The organism is Caulobacter sp. GW821-FHT10F06 (assembly GCF_058809215.1).
The window spans coordinates 216,754-234,341 of sequence record NZ_JBXASK010000001.1; the positions used below are offsets into that span (position 1 = coordinate 216,754).

The 17,588-nt window shown below is 69.0% G+C and carries 15 protein-coding genes; 6 read left to right on the forward strand and 9 right to left on the reverse strand.

Annotation, left to right across the window (positions count from 1 at the left end; genetic code table 11):
- Positions 1-102: 102 nt before the first annotated feature.
- The 5 genes from paoC to AC1RUS_RS01030 form a co-directional block, all read right to left on the reverse strand.
- Positions 103-2,298 carry an aldehyde oxidoreductase molybdenum-binding subunit PaoC gene (gene paoC, locus AC1RUS_RS01010; protein WP_492912135.1) on the reverse strand — a complete coding sequence of 732 codons (2,196 nt, stop codon included), beginning with the start codon at positions 2,296-2,298 and terminating at the stop codon, positions 103-105.
- 4 nt (positions 2,299-2,302) lie between these two features.
- A complete protein-coding gene (locus AC1RUS_RS01015) occupies positions 2,303-3,265 on the reverse strand; it encodes an FAD binding domain-containing protein (protein WP_492912137.1) in 963 nt (320 codons plus the stop codon).
- Positions 3,262-3,894, reverse strand: a complete 633-nt coding sequence (gene paoA / locus AC1RUS_RS01020; protein ID WP_492912139.1) for an aldehyde dehydrogenase iron-sulfur subunit PaoA — start codon at positions 3,892-3,894, stop codon at positions 3,262-3,264. The genes AC1RUS_RS01015 and paoA overlap by 4 nt, the downstream gene beginning before the upstream one ends.
- A gap of 211 nt (positions 3,895-4,105) precedes the next feature.
- Complete coding sequence (locus AC1RUS_RS01025; protein ID WP_492912141.1) at positions 4,106-5,197, reverse strand: HPP family protein; 1,092 nt, start codon at positions 5,195-5,197, stop codon at positions 4,106-4,108.
- 68 nt (positions 5,198-5,265) lie between these two features.
- A complete protein-coding gene (locus AC1RUS_RS01030) occupies positions 5,266-5,691 on the reverse strand; it encodes a PaaI family thioesterase (RefSeq protein WP_492912143.1) in 426 nt (141 codons plus the stop codon).
- A gap of 87 nt (positions 5,692-5,778) precedes the next feature.
- Here AC1RUS_RS01030 and AC1RUS_RS01035 point away from each other — a divergent pair, with 87 nt between their 5' ends.
- A complete protein-coding gene (locus AC1RUS_RS01035; protein ID WP_492912145.1) occupies positions 5,779-6,360 on the forward strand; it encodes a TetR/AcrR family transcriptional regulator in 582 nt (193 codons plus the stop codon).
- Here AC1RUS_RS01035 and AC1RUS_RS01040 read toward each other — a convergent pair.
- The gene (locus AC1RUS_RS01040; RefSeq protein ID WP_492912147.1) at positions 6,333-6,782 is read right to left on the reverse strand and encodes a hypothetical protein; all 450 of its coding nucleotides are present in this window, start codon (positions 6,780-6,782) and stop codon (positions 6,333-6,335) included. The genes AC1RUS_RS01035 and AC1RUS_RS01040 overlap by 28 nt on opposite strands.
- A gap of 55 nt (positions 6,783-6,837) precedes the next feature.
- Between AC1RUS_RS01040 and AC1RUS_RS01045 the strand changes: the two genes are divergently transcribed.
- Both AC1RUS_RS01045 and AC1RUS_RS01050 read left to right on the forward strand, forming a co-directional pair.
- Complete coding sequence (locus AC1RUS_RS01045; RefSeq protein ID WP_492912149.1) at positions 6,838-7,836, forward strand: hypothetical protein; 999 nt, start codon at positions 6,838-6,840, stop codon at positions 7,834-7,836.
- Positions 7,833-8,741: a hypothetical protein gene (locus tag AC1RUS_RS01050; protein ID WP_492912151.1), complete on the forward strand. Its 909-nt coding sequence runs from the start codon at positions 7,833-7,835 to the stop codon at positions 8,739-8,741. Before AC1RUS_RS01045 ends, AC1RUS_RS01050 begins: the two co-directional genes overlap by 4 nt.
- 87 nt (positions 8,742-8,828) lie before the next feature.
- On the opposite strand, the gene carB is transcribed toward AC1RUS_RS01050, so the two are convergent.
- The 3 genes from carB to AC1RUS_RS01065 all read right to left on the reverse strand — a co-directional run bounded on the left by carB (position 8,829) and on the right by AC1RUS_RS01065 (position 13,402).
- A complete protein-coding gene (gene carB, locus AC1RUS_RS01055) occupies positions 8,829-12,122 on the reverse strand; it encodes a carbamoyl-phosphate synthase large subunit (protein WP_492912153.1) in 3,294 nt (1,097 codons plus the stop codon).
- A 157-nt stretch (positions 12,123-12,279) separates the two neighbouring features.
- Entirely contained in the window at positions 12,280-12,750 is a 471-nt protein-coding gene (locus tag AC1RUS_RS01060; RefSeq protein ID WP_492912155.1) for a hypothetical protein, read from the reverse strand.
- Positions 12,751-12,778: 28 nt separating this feature from the next.
- On the reverse strand, positions 12,779-13,402 hold the full coding sequence (locus AC1RUS_RS01065) for a DUF2306 domain-containing protein (RefSeq protein WP_492912157.1): 624 nt from the start codon (positions 13,400-13,402) through the stop codon (positions 12,779-12,781).
- 122 nt (positions 13,403-13,524) lie between these two features.
- Here AC1RUS_RS01065 and AC1RUS_RS01070 point away from each other — a divergent pair, with 122 nt between their 5' ends.
- The 3 genes from AC1RUS_RS01070 to AC1RUS_RS01080 all read left to right on the forward strand — a co-directional run bounded on the left by AC1RUS_RS01070 (position 13,525) and on the right by AC1RUS_RS01080 (position 17,588).
- Complete coding sequence (locus AC1RUS_RS01070) at positions 13,525-14,283, forward strand: LytTR family DNA-binding domain-containing protein (RefSeq protein ID WP_492912158.1); 759 nt, start codon at positions 13,525-13,527, stop codon at positions 14,281-14,283.
- A 117-nt stretch (positions 14,284-14,400) separates the two neighbouring features.
- Entirely contained in the window at positions 14,401-15,912 is a 1,512-nt protein-coding gene (locus AC1RUS_RS01075) for an ATPase domain-containing protein (protein ID WP_492912160.1), read from the forward strand.
- A gap of 2 nt (positions 15,913-15,914) precedes the next feature.
- Complete coding sequence (locus tag AC1RUS_RS01080) at positions 15,915-17,588, forward strand: response regulator (RefSeq protein WP_492912162.1); 1,674 nt, start codon at positions 15,915-15,917, stop codon at positions 17,586-17,588.

Genomic DNA, 17,588 nt, shown 5'->3' on the forward strand with positions numbered 1-17,588 from the left:
TGAGGAGTTATGTGCTGCCTTCCTCATCCTGAGGTGCGAGGCGGAGCCGAGCCTCGAAGGACGCGCCACGTCGACATCCGACCTAAGGTTTAAATCGGCTGCCTAAGCCATGGCCGGCAGCTTATCGAGCAGCTTGTCCAGCGTGATCGGGTACTGCCGCACCCGCGCGCCGGTGGCGTTGTAGACGGCGTTGGCGACTGCCGCGCCGACGCCGCAGATGCCCAGCTCCCCCACGCCCTTGGCCTTCATCGGTGAGGACATCGGATCGGTCTCGTCCAGGAAGATCACCTCCTGGTGCGGGATATCCGCGTGGACCGGCACCTCGTAGCCCGCTAGGTCGTGATTGACGAAGAAGCCCAGGCGCTTGTCGACGACCAGCTCTTCCATCAGGGCCGCGCCGGCCCCCATGGTCATGGCCCCGATCACCTGGCTGCGGGCCGACTTGGGATTGAGGATGCGGCCGGCGGCGCAGACGGCCAGCATGCGGCGGATGCGGATCTCGCCGGTGACGGCGTCGACCCCGACCTCGACGAAGTGGGCGCCGAAGGTCGACTGCTGGTGGGTCTTGGCCAGGTCGCCATATTCCATCGTGTCGACCGCCATCAGGCCAGCGTCCTCGGCAGCCTGGACCAAGGGGATGCTACGCCCGCCGGCGCGGACTTGCCCGTCGACGAACTCGGCAGTGGCGGGATCCAGGCCCAGCTTGTTGGCCACCGCCTCGCGCAGCTTGACGCAGGCGGCGTAGACCCCGGCCGTCGAGCTGTTGGCGCCCCACTGGCCGCCCGAGCCGGCCGAGACCGGGAACGACGAGTCGCCCAGCTTGACCATCACTTGGTGCAGGGGCACGCCCATCATCTCGGCGGCGGTCTGGGCGATGATCGTGTAGGTGCCCGTGCCGATGTCGGTCATGTCGGTCTCGACCGTCACCACGCCCGAGCGGTCCAGCCGCACGCGGGCCGCCGACTTCATCACCAGGTTGTTGCGCAGCGCCGCCGCCACGCCCAGTCCGACCAGCCAGCGGCCGTCGCGGGTCTGGCCCGGGGCTCCGCGCCTGGCCCAGCCGAACTTGTCGGCGCCGATGCGCAGGCACTGGATCAGCTGGCGCTGTGAGAACGGCCGCTCGGGCTTTTCCGGATCGACCTGGGTGTCGTTGAGCACGCGGAAGTCGATGGGATCGAGCTTCAGCTTCTCGGCCATCTCGTCGACGGCGATCTCCAGGGCCATCAGGCCGGGGGCCTCGCCGGGCGCGCGCATGGCGTTGCCCTCAGGCAGGTCCAGCACGGCCAGGCGCGTGGCTGTCATGCGGTGCTCGCCGGCATAAAGCAGGCGGGTCTGCTGGACAGCGGTCTCGGGGCCTCCGCCGGGAAGATCGCCCGACCAGCTCTCGTGGCCGATGGCGGTGATCTTGCCGTCCGGCGTCGCGCCGATGCGGATGCGCTGGATCGTCGCCGGCCGATGGGTGGTGTTGTTGAACATCTGGGGCCGGGCCAGGGCCACCTTGACCGGCCGTCCCGCCGCCCGCGCGCCCAAAGCCGCCAGGATGGCGTCGGCCCGCACGAACAGCTTGCCGCCGAAGCCTCCGCCGATGAACGGCGAGACCAGCCGCACGTTGGTTTTCGGAATGCCCAGGGTCTTGGCCACGTCGCCGACGCTCCAGGCGATCATCTGGTTGGAGGTCCACAGGGTCAGCCGGTCGCCGTTCCACACCGCGATCGAGGCGTGGGGCTCCATCATCGCATGGGCGTGGTCGGGCGTCGTGTAGGTCTCGTCGAACTGGACGGCGGCCTTGGCGAAGGCCCCGGCGAAGTCGCCCTTGGCGGTGTCGGCTTGGCCGTCGCTCGGCTTGACCGCCCCGTCCTTGGCGCTGGCGAGGTCGAAGGCCCCCTTGGCGCGGACATAGTCGACCTTGATCAGCGCCGCGGCCGCTCGCGCCTGCTCGAAGGTCTCGGCCACCACCACGGCGATGGCCTGGTGATAGTGCTCGATCTCGGGCCCGCCCAGCAGCTTGGCGGTGTTGTTGTCGCCCTTGCCCAGCTTTCCCGCGTTGGCGGCGGTGACGATGGTCACGACGCCCGGCGCGGCCTTGGCCTTGGCCACGTCCATGCTGGCGATCCGACCCTTGGCGATGGCGGCGCCGACCACCACGCCATAGGCGACATTGGTCACGGCGTCGTGTCGCTCATAGGCGTAGGGCGCCTGTCCGGTGGTCTTCATCGGCCCGTCGATGCGGTCGGTGGGCTTGCCGACGACCTTCAGCTGGTCGATCGGATTGGTGGTGGCGGGGGTATCGAACTTCATGACCTCAGGCCCCCGTCTTGGTGTCGGCCTGGGCCAGCGCCGCGCCCAGCGTGCGCTCGACCAGGGTCAGCTTGAAGCCGTTTTCCGAAGTGGTACGGGCCCCGGCCAGGAGCCGTTCGGCCGCCGCCTTGGCGCCGCGCGGCGTCTCGCTTTCGGCCGCCTCGACCCGCCAGGGCTTGTGGGCCACGCCGCCCAGCGCCACGCGCGCCGAGCCGTCGGGCTGGACGATGGTGGCCACCGACACCAGGGCGAAGGCGTAGGACGCCCGGTCGCGGACCTTGTCGTAGCGATGCACGCCGCCGACGGGCTTGGGCAGGGTCACCGCCGTGATCAGCTCGCCCGGCGTCAGGGCGGTCTCGATGTGCGGCGTCGCGCCCGGCAGCAGGTGGAAGTCGGCGATGGGGATGGCGCGCTTGGCCCCGTCCGGCCGGACCGTCTCGACCGTGGCGTCCAGCGCGCGCAGGGCTACGGCCATGTCGCTGGGATGGGTGGCGATGCAGGACTCGCTGGTCCCCAGCACCGCGTGGCCGCGCGTGAAGCCGCCGATGGCCGAGCAGCCGGCCCCCGGCTGGCGTTTGTTGCAGGGCTGGTTGGTGTCGTAGAAATAAGGGCAGCGGGTGCGCTGCAGCAGGTTGCCGGCGGTGGTGGCCTTGTTGCGCAGTTGCCCCGAGGCGCCGGCCAGCAAGGCTCGCGACAGCAGGCCGTAGTCACGGCGCACGCGCTTGTCGGCGGCCAGGTCGGTGTTGCGCACCAGGGCCCCGATCCGCAGTCCGCCGTCCGGGGTCTTGTCGATCTTGTCCAGCGCCAGGCCGTTGACGTCGACCAGACGCCGGGGCGTCTCGATCTGCAGCTTCATCAGGTCCAGCAGGTTGGTGCCGCCGGCGATGAACTTGGCGCCGGGCGTGCGCGCCACGATGGCGGCGGCCTCGGCGGGCGAGCGGGCGCGCTCGTAGGTGAAGGCCTTCATGCCTTGCCTCCCGCGACATCGACGATCGCCTCGACGATGTTGGAATAGGCCCCGCAGCGACAGATGTTGCCGCTCATCCGCTCGCGCAGTTCGTCCTCGGTGACCGCCGGTGTGGCGTTGAGGTCGGCGGTGACGTGGCTGGGCACCCCGGCCTTGATCTCGTTCAGCACCGCCACGGCCGAGCAGATCTGGCCCGGCGTGCAGTAGCCGCACTGGTAGCCGTCGTGCTTGACGAAGGCGGCCTGCATCGGGTGCAGGGCGGTGGGCTTTCCCAGGCCCTCGATGGTGGTGACCTTGTCGCCCTCGTGCATCACCGCAAGCGTCAGGCAAGAATTGATCCGCCGCCCGTCGACGATCACCGTGCAGGCGCCACATTGGCCGTGATCGCAGCCCTTCTTTGTGCCGGTCAGCTTCAGGTGTTCGCGCAGGGCGTCGAGCAGGGTGGTGCGGGTGTCCAGCTCCAGCGCGTGGCGCTTGCCGTTGACCTCGAAGGCGACCTTGGCCAGCACCGGCGCCTCGGCGAGGGCCGGCGCGGCGTCCGCGGGCGGGGCCGTGGTCGCGGCGGCGGTGGCGGCGCCGACGACCATCAGGTCGCGCCGCGAGAGCGAGGGCGTAGTGGTCTTGTGCATCGCGCGCGCGAATCCTTCCTGCCGGCTCGACCTGGATCCTGCGAAGGCGTCTGTCCGCGAAGTCCCATCGGGCCGGTCATTCCTTGAACGGAAACCAGGAGACTAAGGCGGCCGCCGGACCGCGATTACCCCCTGAAAACGGCATGGTCTCATGTCGCTCATTCATCAATGGGCGGCGCGCGGGATCGTTGCAGATCCGAGTTCGGCGGGCTTAACCGGCCGTCACCGCCTCGACGATGTGGGCGCGATAGAGCACCGCGATGAGGTCGGTCTGGGAGATCACCCCCACCAGCCGCCGCTCGGCGTCGACCACCAGGGCCTCGTGGGTATGGCCGCTGGAGAGGATCGGCAGCAGGGCCGCGATCGGCGTCGACTCCCGCACCCGATAGGTGAACGGGTCCAGCGCCGCCGTCACCGCGCGATGACGGTTGGCTTGCAGCTCGGCCCGACGCACCAGCCCGACGACGCGGCGGTCCTCGTCGATCACCGGAGCCACCCGCAGGTCATGCTCGGCCAGCCAGGCCAGGGCGCTCTCGGCGCTCTGGTGGGAGTCGACGCTGATCACGTCGCGGGACATCACGTCGCCGCAGCGGATCTGCGTGTGCAGCCGCTGATGGGCCTGCAGCTCGACCTGGCGGAAGAGAGCGTCCAGGTCCTCGCGGCTGACGTCCAGCAGCTCGCCATAGCGAGCGAGAGCCTTGTCGAGGTCGGCGCTGTCGAAGCCGATGCGGGCGGCCGGGGCGGGGTCCTTGTTATGGTGCGGGCTGGCGGCGACCGGGACCTTGTGCGGGTAGGAATGGCCCGTCAGCCGGCCATAGGCCATGCCGGCCACGGTCAACAGCACGGAGTCCAGCGCCACGGGCGTCAGGGCGAACAGGTAGCCGGCCTTGGTCACCGCCGCGCCGCCGATCACGGTGATCAGGGCCACCGCGCCGCCGGGCGGGTGCAGGCAGCCCAGCAGCATCATCGTCGCGATCGCCAGTCCGACTGCCAGCGGCGCGGCGATCACCAGGTTGGGGACCATCATCGCCACCGTGATCCCGACCAAGGCCGAGACGACGTTGCCGCCGATCACCGCGCGCGGCTGGGCCAAGGGGCTGGCCGGCACGGCGAAGACCAGCACCGCCGAGGCCCCGATCGGCGCCACCAGCAACGGATGGGTGAGGAGCTCGCCGCCCACGAACAGCCGTCCCAGCACGCCGGCGAACAGCAGGCCCAGCAGCGCGCCGCCGCCGCCGCGCAGGGCGGCCAGGGGCGGGGTTGGGGTCTTGCCGCGAACGAGCGCGAGGATGCTGTCGGCCATAGTTCCCGAGTAAGCCATGGCGCGCCGCTTGGGCGCCCGAAATTTGTGCGGACGTCGTCAGAAAACGTTCAGGCCGGCAGCGGGACCAGCACCTGCTGGGCGTCGGCGCGGGCGATCAGCGCCTCGCCCTGCCTGAAATCGGCTTCGACGGTGATCAGGTTGCGGCTCTGGGCCACCACTCGACCCTCGATGGCCAGAGGCGCGTCGCGGCCCACCTTCACGAAGCGGACGGCCAGGTTGACGGTCCGAAACGCCGCTTTGTCAGGGAGCACGGTCATGGCCGCGAGGGCCAGGATCTGGTCGGCCAGGGCCGCGATGTAGCCGCCGAACAGCGAGCCGTCGACGTTCAGCAGGTCCGGTTCCGGCGTCCAGGTCTTGCGCGCCCAGCCCGGTCCCCAGTCGTCCAGCAGGCCCAGACGCAAGGTGGCCACCACGGGCGGCGGAGACGCGGCGCCGGCTTTCAGCAGGTCGAGACGATCGGTGGCCCACGTCATGCGGCGCTCCGTGGCTGTGATGTCGCCACTATCCGAGCTAGGCTCGGATTTTTGAACTCGCATTCGAGCTGAGGGGCGGAGGGGGCGATGACCAAGGCGGGAAGCCCGGTGCGGCGGCCGTTGCAGGCCCGCGCGCGGGCCACGCGCGACGCGATCCTGGAGGCGGCGGCTCGGATCCTGGAAGCCGAAGGCGAAGCGCCCGAGGCCTTCAACACCAACCGCATCGCCGCCGTGGCGGGGGTCAGCGTCGGCACGCTCTACCAGTATTTCGAGAGCAAGCAGGCGATCCTGGTCGCCCTGGCCCGGCGCGAGATCATCGCCGTGCGCGAGCGGGCGGCGGACGCGGGCGTCGACAACCCGCGACGCCTGGCCATCCGCGCCCTGATCGGGGCCTTCCCGGGCCGTCCGCACGTGCGCCGCGCTTCGCTGATAGCCCTGATGGCGGTCGAAAGCGCCCAGGGACTGGCCGAAGAGACCCGCCGCACCGCGCGCCTGCTGCCGCACGACCCCTCGCTGACGCGGCTGGAGGCCTTCGTCCTGACCCGGGCCGTGGTCGGGGTGATCCGCGCGGCGGTGCTGGAGGACAGCCCGCATCTCCACGCCCCCGAATTGGAGGACGTGCTGATGCGCCTCGTGGAGGGCTACGCCTCCTCGTCGGCCGCCAGCTGAGGGAACGGCGCCAAATCCGGCGCAACCCAGCTCCGCCGGGCCTCGACGCTGAACAGCCGCTCGCGGCTCCAGAAGCTCAAGGGCCAGGCCTTGTCGCCCATCGGCGTCTCCAAGAGCAGCGCCGCCGCTTCGCCGTCCGAGGCTCCCTCCGGCAAGTCCGCCACGAACGCGCGGATCGCGGCGAGATAGGCCTGGGTGATGGTCTCGTGATAGCCGTTGTGGTCGTCGTTCACCCCGCCGACGGCCGCGTTATAGCTGCGGATGATCCCTGGCATGTCGCGCTCGAGGTTCTCATTGCGGGTGCGGACAAGCCGCATCGTCGCCATCAGGTGCGCGGCGTGGGTCCACGCTTCCTTCGGCAGGGAGCGGTCCAGCAGGCGCTCGGCGAGGCGGGCGACGTCGGCGGTGGAGTAGGAGGTCATGATCGCTGCTTAGCGGTTGGGCGGGCCGGGCTCAACCGGACGTCCGGATCGGCCCTTGGCCGGCTCTGCCGAGGACGCAAGCTTTGCCGCTTTACAGCCGGCGCTTCGAGGCCACAATCTTCAGCGAACGCTGATACGGGGTGGCGTCTTGTCAAAGCTCATGGTGCGTCTTCGAGCGCTTTGTCTCGCCGCCGCGTTGATCGCGCCCGGGCTGGTGTGGGCTCAGCCCCTGACTCTGCCGCCTGAGGTGGACGCCTACTATCCGGCCACGCCCAGTGAGGGGCAGGTCGTGGCGCCGTCGGCGGACGGCTGCGGCTGGATAACCCTGAACATGAAGGCGTCGATCGAGTACCGGGCGAAAACGACCTGGGACGGCGCCTGCCACGAGGGGCTGGCCCTGGGACGGGGCATGTTGATCAGGATGGAAAATGGCCGCGTGGCGTCGACATCGACCGGCTTTGCGCTTCGTGGTCGTTTCATCGGTCTTGTGACCATCGGCGTCTGGGTCAATGACGGCGAAGGGGTTTTCACCCACAGCTATAGCTGGATGGGAACCAGCTACAGCTGGTCAAGGATCCAGCCTTATCCGCTGGGGCCTGCGGGGGTCAGGCCGGCGACGGCGCCGGTCTCTGCGAGTTTCTCGTCTCCCGATCCGGCCAAGTCGGTCAGCTATTCCCTGAATACGGCGGACGTGACCCTGTCGCGGGACACCGAGCGCTACAGGCAGACGGGCAACTTCGCCGACCGCCTGACCCGCTATCCCTGCTCCACGTCCTGCGACGAACTCTGGGTCAAGATGGTCGGCCCCGTCATCGCGGACTCGAAGGCGTTCTACCAGGCCAAGAACCCCGAGATCGAAGCGCTGGAGGCCTCGCTGGATCCGGTGATCCGGCCGTTGCTGGTGCAGGTCGCCGAGAAGAAGCAGCGCGAAAAGGCCGCGGCGTCCGACGCCAAGCGGAAAGAGCGGCTGGCCCGCGCCAACGATTCCGGCTGGCCGGTCGGCACGTTCAGCCTCGACCGCTTGATCCGGCAAACCCTGGGCGACCCGAAATGACCCGCCGTACTGGAAAGATCCTGCGATCGTTCGTGGCCTATGGCTGCGCCGTGCTCGCGCCGCTGCTGATGGGGTCCGGTCTGCCGGGGCAGGGGCCTGTCGCCCAGCCGCCCGCCCAGGTCAAGGTTCCCACGTTCACCCCCGTCGCGCCCAGCGCCGCGACCTTCGGCTCCAACTCCGGCGATCCGGCGCCGCGGATGGGGGCGGTGGGCGAGGGAGACTGCCAGGCCGAGTTCGACGCCAAGGTCCAGGCCGACATGGAGACCGCGCGGATGATCAACCTGCCGAGGCAGCCGCGTGAGGTCTTCGTCGAGTCGACCCGGAAATGGGCCTATGCGGATGGCGGCCAGCCGATGCGCTCGACGACGGGCGGCGGCTCGCTGACCGGGACCCAATATCGTCGCAACCTGGCCTATTACGAGCAGCGGGCACGGGAGCCTGTTCCGCAGTGCCGGGACGCCGCGTCGTGCAACACCGCCGGCGGCCTCAGGGGGCATCAGCTGGACCTGTGCATCCTGAAGCTCGCGGTCAGCCGAGGCAGCGCGCCGGTCGCTCCCGTCGCTCCCCCTCCGCCGCCCGCGCCCGCGCTGCCGGAGTGCGTCCGCGAAGCGGCGTCGGCGGCCAATCGCGAACTGGACGCCATCGACCGCGAGATCGAACAGTTCCTGGACTCTCCCCTTGGCAAACAGGGCGGCTCGGCCACCCCCGCCTTGCAGGTGGTGATGTGGGGAACCAGCCAGCAGTCCCAGGTCATCAAGCGCCATTGCGGCGGCAAGGCGGGCTTCGACCAACGGCTCGCCGAGCTCAACGCATCTTTCGAGGCCGCTCAGGCGGCCTGCCGGCAAATCCAGAGCCGGCAAGAGCTCTGCACGCCCGTGGCGCCGTCGCGGCTCGCCGGTCCCTAAGACGGGAGCTCCCGAACGCAAAACGCCGCGCCGGCCCTGCGACCGTCGCGGCGTCCTTCGTTCCAGCCCTGACGGGCCAGCGATGGCTTAAGCGTAGCTTTGCAGTGGACGCACTTCCAGCGCCGCGGCCGGGGCCGACGAGATGGCTTGCGCGGCGGCCAGTGCGCCGGCCGAGGTGGTGTAGTAGGGCACCTTCATCATCAGCGCCGTGCGGCGGATGTCGAAGCTGTCTTCCAGGGCCTGCTTGCCTTCGGTGGTGTTGAACACCAGCTGCACGCCGCCGTTCTTCATCACGTCGACGATGTTGGGACGGCCTTCCAGCACTTTTTTGACGTGCTCGACGGCGATGCCCTGGGTGGCTAGGTAGGCGCGGGTGCCTTCGGTCGACAGCACCGTGAAGCCGGCGGCCTGCAGCAGGCGGACGGGCTCGACGATCCAGGGCTTGTCGCTTTCCTTGACCGAGACAAAGGCCGTGCCCTTGGTCGGCAGGGTGACGCTGCCGCCCAGCTGGCTCTTGGCGAAGGCGCGGGCGAAAGCCGGCGCCATGCTGGTCTCGCCCTCGCGCTTCCAGTCCAGGCCCATGACCTCGCCGGTCGAGCGCATTTCCGGGCCGAGGATGGTGTCGACGCCGGCGAAACGGGCGAACGGGAACACCGCTTCCTTGACCGCGATGTGGTCGTAGGGCTTGTCGACCAGGCCGAAGCTGGCGAGCGTCTCGCCGGCCATGATCTTGGCGGCGATGGCGGCGACCGGCTGGCCGATGGTCTTGGCCACGAACGGCACCGTGCGCGAGGCGCGGGGGTTCACTTCCAGCACATAGATGCGCGGATTGGCCGAGTGCGGCTCCTCGATGGCGAACTGCACGTTCATCAGGCCGCGCACATTGAGGGCCAGGGCCATCTTCACGGTCTGGCGCTTCAGCTCTTCAACGGTCTCGGCGCTGAGGGAGAAGGGGGGCATCGAGCAGGCGCTGTCGCCCGAGTGGACGCCGGCTTCCTCGATGTGCTCCAGCACGCCGGCCACGAACACGTCGGTCCCGTCGCACAGGGCGTCGACGTCCACTTCCGTGGCGCGGCTCAGATAGTGGTCCAACAGGATCGGGTGCTCGAACGAGATCTCGCCGGTGTTGGTGATGTAGCGTTCCAGGTGCTCGTGATCGCGGATGATCTCCATGCCTCGGCCGCCCAGCACGTAGGACGGACGCATCACGAACGGGAAGCCGATCTTGTCGCCTTCGGCCCGGGCCTCGTCCCAGGTGCGGGCGATGGCGTTCTCGGGCTGGGCGATGTCCAGGCCGTTCAGCAGTTGCTGGAATCGCTCGCGGTCTTCGGCCAAGTCGATCGCGTCCGGGCTGGTGCCCAGGATCGGGATGCCGGCCTCTTCCAGCGCGTGGGCCAGCTTCAGCGGCGTCTGGCCGCCGAACTGGACGATGACGCCGGTCAGCACGCCCTTGGACTGTTCAACGGCTAGCAGCTCCAGCACGTCCTCGGCCGTCAGGGGCTCGAAGTACAGGCGGTCGGAGGTGTCATAGTCGGTCGAGACGGTCTCGGGGTTGCAGTTGACCATGATCGACTCGATGCCGATGGCGTCCAGCGCGAAGGCCGCGTGGCAGCAGCAGTAGTCGAACTCGATGCCCTGGCCGATCCGGTTGGGACCGCCGCCCAGGATCACCGCCTTCTTGCGGTTGCTCGGCAGGCTCTCGCACTCGGGGACTTGGCCCAGGGCGCCGAACTCATAGGTCGAATACATGTAGGGCGTGGTGGCGGCGAACTCGCCGGCGCAGCTGTCGATGCGCTTGAACACCGGACGGACGTTCAGGTCCTGGCGAGCCTTGCGGACGGCCTTCTCGGTCGAGCCAGCCAGCTTGGCCAGGCGGGCGTCGGAGAAGCCCTGGGCCTTCAGGGCGCGGAAGCCTTGCGCGTCGGTCGGCAGGCCGCCGGCGCGGACCCAGCCTTCCTGGCGGATCAGCTCGGCGATCTGGCGCAGGAACCAGGGCTCGTAGGAACAGGCGGCGTTGACCTCTTCCACGGTCAGGCCGTGGCGGAAGGCCTGGGCGATGACACGCAGGCGGTCGGGGGTGGGCACGCCCAGGGCGCGGATCACCGCGGCCTTGCCGTTGTCGGGATCGTCAGCGCCGGCGATTTCCACTTCATCGAAGCCGGCCAGGCCGGTCTCCAGGCCGCGCAGGGCCTTCTGGACGCTTTCCTTGAAGGTGCGGCCGATGGCCATCACTTCGCCGACCGACTTCATGGCGGTGGTCAGGGTGGCTTCCGAGCCCGGATACTTCTCGAAGGCGAAGCGCGGGATCTTGGTGACGACGTAGTCGATCGAGGGCTCGAACGAGGCCGGGGTCGCGCCGCCGGTGATGTCGTTCTTCAGCTCGTCCAGGGTGTAGCCGACGGCCAGGCGGGCGGCGACCTTGGCGATCGGGAAGCCGGTGGCCTTCGAGGCCAGGGCCGACGAGCGCGACACGCGCGGGTTCATCTCGATGACGACCATGCGGCCGTCGGCGGGGTTCAGGGCGAACTGGACGTTCGAACCGCCGGTCTCGACGCCGATCTCGCGCAGCACGGCGATCGAGGCCGCGCGCATCCACTGGTATTCCTTGTCCGTCAGGGTCAGGGCCGGGGCGACGGTGATCGAGTCGCCGGTGTGCACGCCCATCGGGTCGATGTTCTCGATCGAGCAGACGATGATGCAGTTGTCGGCCGTGTCGCGCACGACCTCCATCTCGTACTCTTTCCAGCCCAGGACGCTCTCTTCGATGAGCACCTCGGTGGTCGGCGACAGGTCCAGACCGCGCTCGACGATCTCCTTGAATTCCTCGAGGTTGTAGGCGATGCCGCCGCCGGTGCCGGCCAGGGTGAAGGACGGGCGGATGATCGCCGGCAGGCCGACGAAATCCAGGCCTTCCATGGCTTCGTCCATGGTGTGGGCGGCCTTGGAGCGGGGGCTTTCCAGACCCAGCTTGTCCATGGCGTCGCGGAATTTCTGGCGGTCCTCGGCCTTGTCGATCACGGCCGCCTTGGCCCCGATCATCTCGACGCCGAACTTCTCCAGAACGCCGGCCGCTTCCAGGGCCAGGGCGGTGTTGAGCGCGGTCTGGCCGCCCATGGTGGGCAGCAGGGCGTCGGGACGCTCCTTCTCGATGATCTTGGCGACCATCTCCGGGGTGATCGGCTCGATATAGGTCGCGTCCGCCACGTCAGGATCGGTCATGATCGTGGCGGGGTTCGAATTGACCAGGATGATCCGGTAGCCCTCGGCGCGCAGAGCCTTGCACGCCTGGACGCCCGAATAGTCGAACTCGCACGCCTGGCCGATGACGATCGGGCCGGCGCCGATGATCAGGATCGAGGAGAGGTCTGTTCTTTTGGGCATAGGAAACTCGCGCGCAGAGACACGGTCGCGCACATCCGCGCGCCCGCTGCCGACCATCTTGCAGGTTAAGTCGCCCGTTTAGAGACGGAGTCGGATGGGCGCAACCCCGCATGTTAGGGCGGGGTTAACGGGCGTCGCGAGCGAACGGGGTTCGGCGTCAGCCGCAGCCGACGAGGTCGAAGAATTGCCGGGGAATGCTGTCGCGCGGACCGTCCCCCGCCGGATGACGCAGGGCGTCGTCCAGGGTGGGCAGCAGGATGTGAGCGGGCGCCGCGCCGCCGCTGCGGGGAATCGTGTCCAGCAGGCGATAGGTCGCGTCGAAGCCCAGATACTGGAAGTTTCCCAGCGGGCGCGGCCCGCCGTCCGGATTGGGCGGCGCCCAGCCCGCGACGGTGGGGTCGAGCGTGGAGGCCAGGTTCTGCTCGCCGTTCGTGCCGCCTGGAAACGGCAGGAACCAGTGGCGGCGGCCGTGGATGTCGATCCCCAGCGCCAGGCCCGACGGCCAGTCGCGGCCGCTCTCCACGCGCAGGAAGCCGGCGGTGACCGCGGGCTCGGTGCGCAGGGCGTAGCGCGCCTGTTCGATCGGACAGGCGCTCACGGCGGCGGACAACAACAGGGCGGCCAGCATCGACGATTCCGGAGTGGGGGACGGCCGACTACACCACCGGCGCGGACGGGCGCCAAGCGCTGGTCGCGGTCCGCAGATAGAGCTCGGCGACCAGCAGGTTGGGGACCCAGCACAGCCACGAGATCGCCCGGTAGCTGTCCAGCGCCGGCAGGTCCAGCAGGATGGGGATTGGCAGGTAGAGCCGCAGGGTGACCGCCGCGAAGGTCAGGGCGAACGAGCGGATCATCCAGGCGCGGTGCTCGGGAATGCGCCGCGCGACGGCCAGCCGCCAGGCCTGGATATTGACGTAGATCCAGGCCGCGCCCAGCAGGCCGAACCCAGCCGTGGCGACAGGGCCCGCCTTGCTGCCGAACGCCAGGACCAGTCCGCCGACGCCGCCGGACAGGCATCCGACCACATAGATCCGGCCCATGATCCGATGGATCCGGGGCCAGCGCGCCCGCACCCCGCTCAGGAACTGGAAGGGCCCGAGCAGCAGGGCCGTCGCGGCGCCCGCCACGTGCAGGTCCAGGAACGGCCTGGCGAAGATGTTGGCGAGCACGTCGGGCGCCAGCGGGCCGACCGCCAGCAGGTAGCGATAGGAGAAGAGGGCGATGGCCGCGCTCAGCACGGCCGACAGCGTCCAGAAAGTGCGGGAAAGGGCTCGGGTCATGAGGCGCTCCGGTTTGGCCGGGAGATTGCCCAGGCCGGTGCGCCGCGCTACGCGAAGTCCGTGAGCGGCGCCGTTTCTGCGCGAACGGCGCCGCCTCGGGGACAAGGGGATTGCAAGAGACCATGGGGCCTGCGGATCAGTGGTCGGCCGCGCGACGCCTGGGCGCCGATCTGGCGCTGATGATCGCGCTGGGCCTTTTCATGGGCGTGCTGGGGCCGTTCGGCACCGCCCGGCTCGAGCCCGCGCCGCGCGTCGTCTACTGGCTGATCTGCATCGTCGGGGGCGGCGCGATCGGCGTGGCGCTGGACGAGACCCTGGGCCGACGGATGGGCGGCTTCTGGCCCCGGCTGGCGGTCAGCTCCGTCCTGATGACTCCGCCCGTCACCCTGCTGGTCGCGGTCCTCGGCCTCTTCTACGGAACGCCCAGGCTATGGGCGCCGCCGGAGCTGTGGTTTCGGGTCTGGGTGATCAGCGTCCTGGTGATGGCGGTGCGTGGCCTGGTCTGGCGCTCGCCGCCGGCCGTGGTCGAGACCCGGGTGATCGTCGCCCCGCCGCTGCCAGAGGCCGAGGCCGCCTTCCGCCGTCGCCTGTCGGCCAAGCGCCGAGCGGCCCGACTGATCGCCGTCGAGGCCCATGACCACTATCTGAAGGTCCACACCGACGCGGGGCAGGAGCTGCTGACCCTGCGCTTCGCCGACGCCCTGGAGGACCTGGCCGGCGCGCACGGCTTCCAGACCCATCGCTCCTGGTGGGTGGCCGCCGGCGCGATCGAGGCCGCCCACTGGCGGCGCGGCGCGGGCGAACTGCGTCTGGCCGGTGATATCGTCGCGCCTGTCAGCCGCCGCCATGCGCCGACCCTGCGCGAGGCGGGCTGGTTGTAGGAGCCCTTCGATCCGAGGTTCGGCCGAAGCGTCGATCTTCATGCAGCCAAAAACGGCCAAGCTCGTTTTCATCACCTGGAATGCGCCTTCGCCGGCGCGACACACGCCGGATGATCGATGACCGTCAGAGCCGAACAGACCACGCCGACCTCGCGCGTTTCGACGGGCATCGCCGACCTGGACAACATTCTGGGCGGCGGACTGACGACCAATCGCGCCTATCTCCTGGAGGGCACGCCAGGCAGCGGCAAGACCACGATCGCCCTGCAGTTCCTGCTGGAAGGCGCGCGGGCGGGCGAGGGCGGCCTTTACATCACCCTATCGGAGACCGCCGCCGAACTGCGCGAGGTGGCGCGCAGCCATAACTGGGATCTCAGCGACATCGAGCTGTTCGAGCTGGTCAACGAAGAGGGCCTGGACCCCGACAGCGAGCAGTCGATCCTGGAGCCGTCTGAGGTCGAGTTGGGCGAGACGATCCAGGGCGTGATGGAATGCGTCGACCGCCTGCGCCCCAAGCGGGTGGTGTTCGACAGCCTGTCGGAAATGCGCCTGCTGGCGCAGAACTCCCTGCGCTATCGCCGCCAGATCCTGGCGCTGAAGCAGTATTTCTCGACCCGCAACTGTACGGTCCTGATGCTGGACGATCGCAGCAGCGATCCCGGCGACCTGCAGTTGCACAGCATCGCTCACGGCGTCATCACCCTGGAGCAGGCGGCCCAGGAATACGGCTCCGAGCGCCGCCGCCTGCGGGTTGTGAAGATGCGCGGCGTCAAGTATCGCGGCGGCTTCCACGACTTCGTCATCGAGACCGGCGGGGTGTCGGTGTTCCCGCGCCTGGTGGCCGCCGAGCACCACAGCGACTTCGCCGTGACCCTGCATTCCACCGGCCTGCCGCGCCTGGACCAGATGCTGGGCGGCGGCCTGTCGTCAGGCACCAACGCGCTGCTCAACGGTCCGTCCGGCGTCGGCAAGACCAGCACCGCGGTGCACTGCGCGGTCAGCGCGATCGCGCGCGGCGAGAAGGCCGCCTACTATCTGTTCGACGAAGGGCGGGCGACCCTGCTGTCCCGGGCCCGCTCGATGGGCATGGACCTGCAGCCCCATATCGACTCCGGCGCCTTGCAGCTGTTCCAGATCGATCCCGCAGAGCTGTCGCCGGGCGAATTCGCCAGCTGGATCCGGCGCTCGGTCGAGACCGACGGGGTCAAGCTGATCGTCATCGACAGCCTCAACGCCTTCCTGCAGGCCATGCCGGGCGAGAAATACCTGATGCTGCAGATGCACGAGATGCTGAGCTATCTGAACCAGCAGGGCGTCATCACCCTGTTGGTTCTGGGGCAGCACGGCATCATCGGCGACGTGCGCTCGGAGGTCGATCTCAGCTACCTGTCCGACACCATCATCCTCTACAGGTACTTCGAGGCGCAGGGGAACATGCTCAAGGCCGTGTCGGTGGCCAAGAGCCGCACGACGCCGCACGAGGCCAGCATCCGCGAGTTCAGGCTCGGCCATGGCGGGTTGCAGATCGGCGAGCCGCTGAAGGACTTCGAGGGCGTGCTGACCGGCCTGCCTACCTATCGCGGCGCCACACCCCTGCTCGCGGCTGATCCCGCCGCAGGCGAGGTGTGAGGGTGGAGGAGCGTATCCTGCTTCTGGCGCTTCGCGGCCGCGACGCCCAGGTGATCGAGCAACTGCTGTCGCGCCAGGGTCATGAAACCAAGGTCTGCGAGAGCGCTGACGCCATGGCCCTCGAACTGGCCTTGGGCGCTGGCGCGGCCCTGATCACCGAGGAGTCCCTGGCGTCGGCCGATCGCCGCAAGCTGGCCGAGTGGTTGGCCGACCAGCCGCCCTGGTCGGATTTTCCGTTCATCCTGCTGTCGACCAAGCGATCGGGCCGGCGTCCGATCGAGGCGTCCCAGACCCTGGCCGAGCTGGGCAACGTCATCGTGCTGGAGCGGCCGATCCACGGCGAGACCCTGGCCAGCGCGGTGTCCTCGTCGCTGCGGGGCCGCCGCCGGCAATACGAGGCGCGCCGCCGACTGCTGGCGCTTCAGACCGCCGAGGAGCGACTGACCCAGCTCAACGGCACACTGGAGGCGCGCATCCAGGACCGGACGGCGGAGCTGTCGGAGGCCAACAACCGGCTGATGCAGGAAGTCGCCGAACGCGAGCGCGTGCAGTCCGCCCTCGTGCAGTCGCAGAAGATGGAGGCCGTCGGCCAGCTGACGGGCGGCATCGCCCACGACTTCAACAACCTGCTGACGGTGATCTTCGGCAATCTGGAAATGATCCAGCGCCGCACCGCGGAGGAGCGCACCGCCCGCCTGGCCGATTTCGCCGCCCAGGCGGCCGAGCGCGCGGCCAAGCTGACCCATCAGCTGCTGGCCTTCTCGCGCTCCCAGCGTCTGACGCTGAAGCCCGTGGATCTGAACGCCCTGATCCAGGGCATGAACGATCTTCTGGCCCGCACCATCGGTCCGCAGATCACCATCGTCATGGACCTGGACCCGACCGCGCCCTGGGCCATGGCCGACGCCAACCAGCTGGAACTGGCGATCCTGAACCTGTCGATCAACGCCCGCGACGCCATGCCGGAGGGCGGCGTGCTGACGATCTCCAGCCGGGTTTCCGAGGCCAGCGACGGGGTCCTGCAGAACGGCTGGTACGGCGTGATCAGCGTTCAGGACACGGGCTCGGGCATCCCGGCTCACCTGATCACCAAGGTGTTCGATCCCTTCTTCACGACCAAGCCGATCGGCAAGGGCACGGGGCTCGGGCTGAGCCAGGTGTTCGGCATCGCCCAGCAGTCCGGCGGCACGGTGCAGATCGACAGCGTCGAGGGCGAGGGTACGGTCCTGCGGGTCTGGCTTCCTCTGAGCTCGGCGACTGAACTGACCAGTTCCACGGCTGCGTTGAGCCTGCTGGCCCAGGATCGCCAGCAGAGGCGGATCCTGGTCGTCGACGACGATCCGGGCGTGCGCCGGTTCATCGTGGAATGCCTGCAGATGCTGGGTCACGAGGTGACCCAGGCCGCGACGGGCCAGGACGGCTTGGCCCTTCTGAACGATGGCGCGCCCGATCTGCTGATCGTCGACTTCGCGATGCCCGGCATGAACGGCGTCGAGGTGGTCCAGGCCGTGCGAGGCCGCTGGCCGGACCTGGCGATCATCCTGGCGACCGGCTACGCCAACATGGAGACCGTCGAGAAGGTCATGGACCTGGGGCAGGTGCTGCGAAAGCCGTTCCGCATCGACGACCTCGACTACGCCGTGCGCTCGGCGCTGAAGGACCGGGCGGCCGTCTAG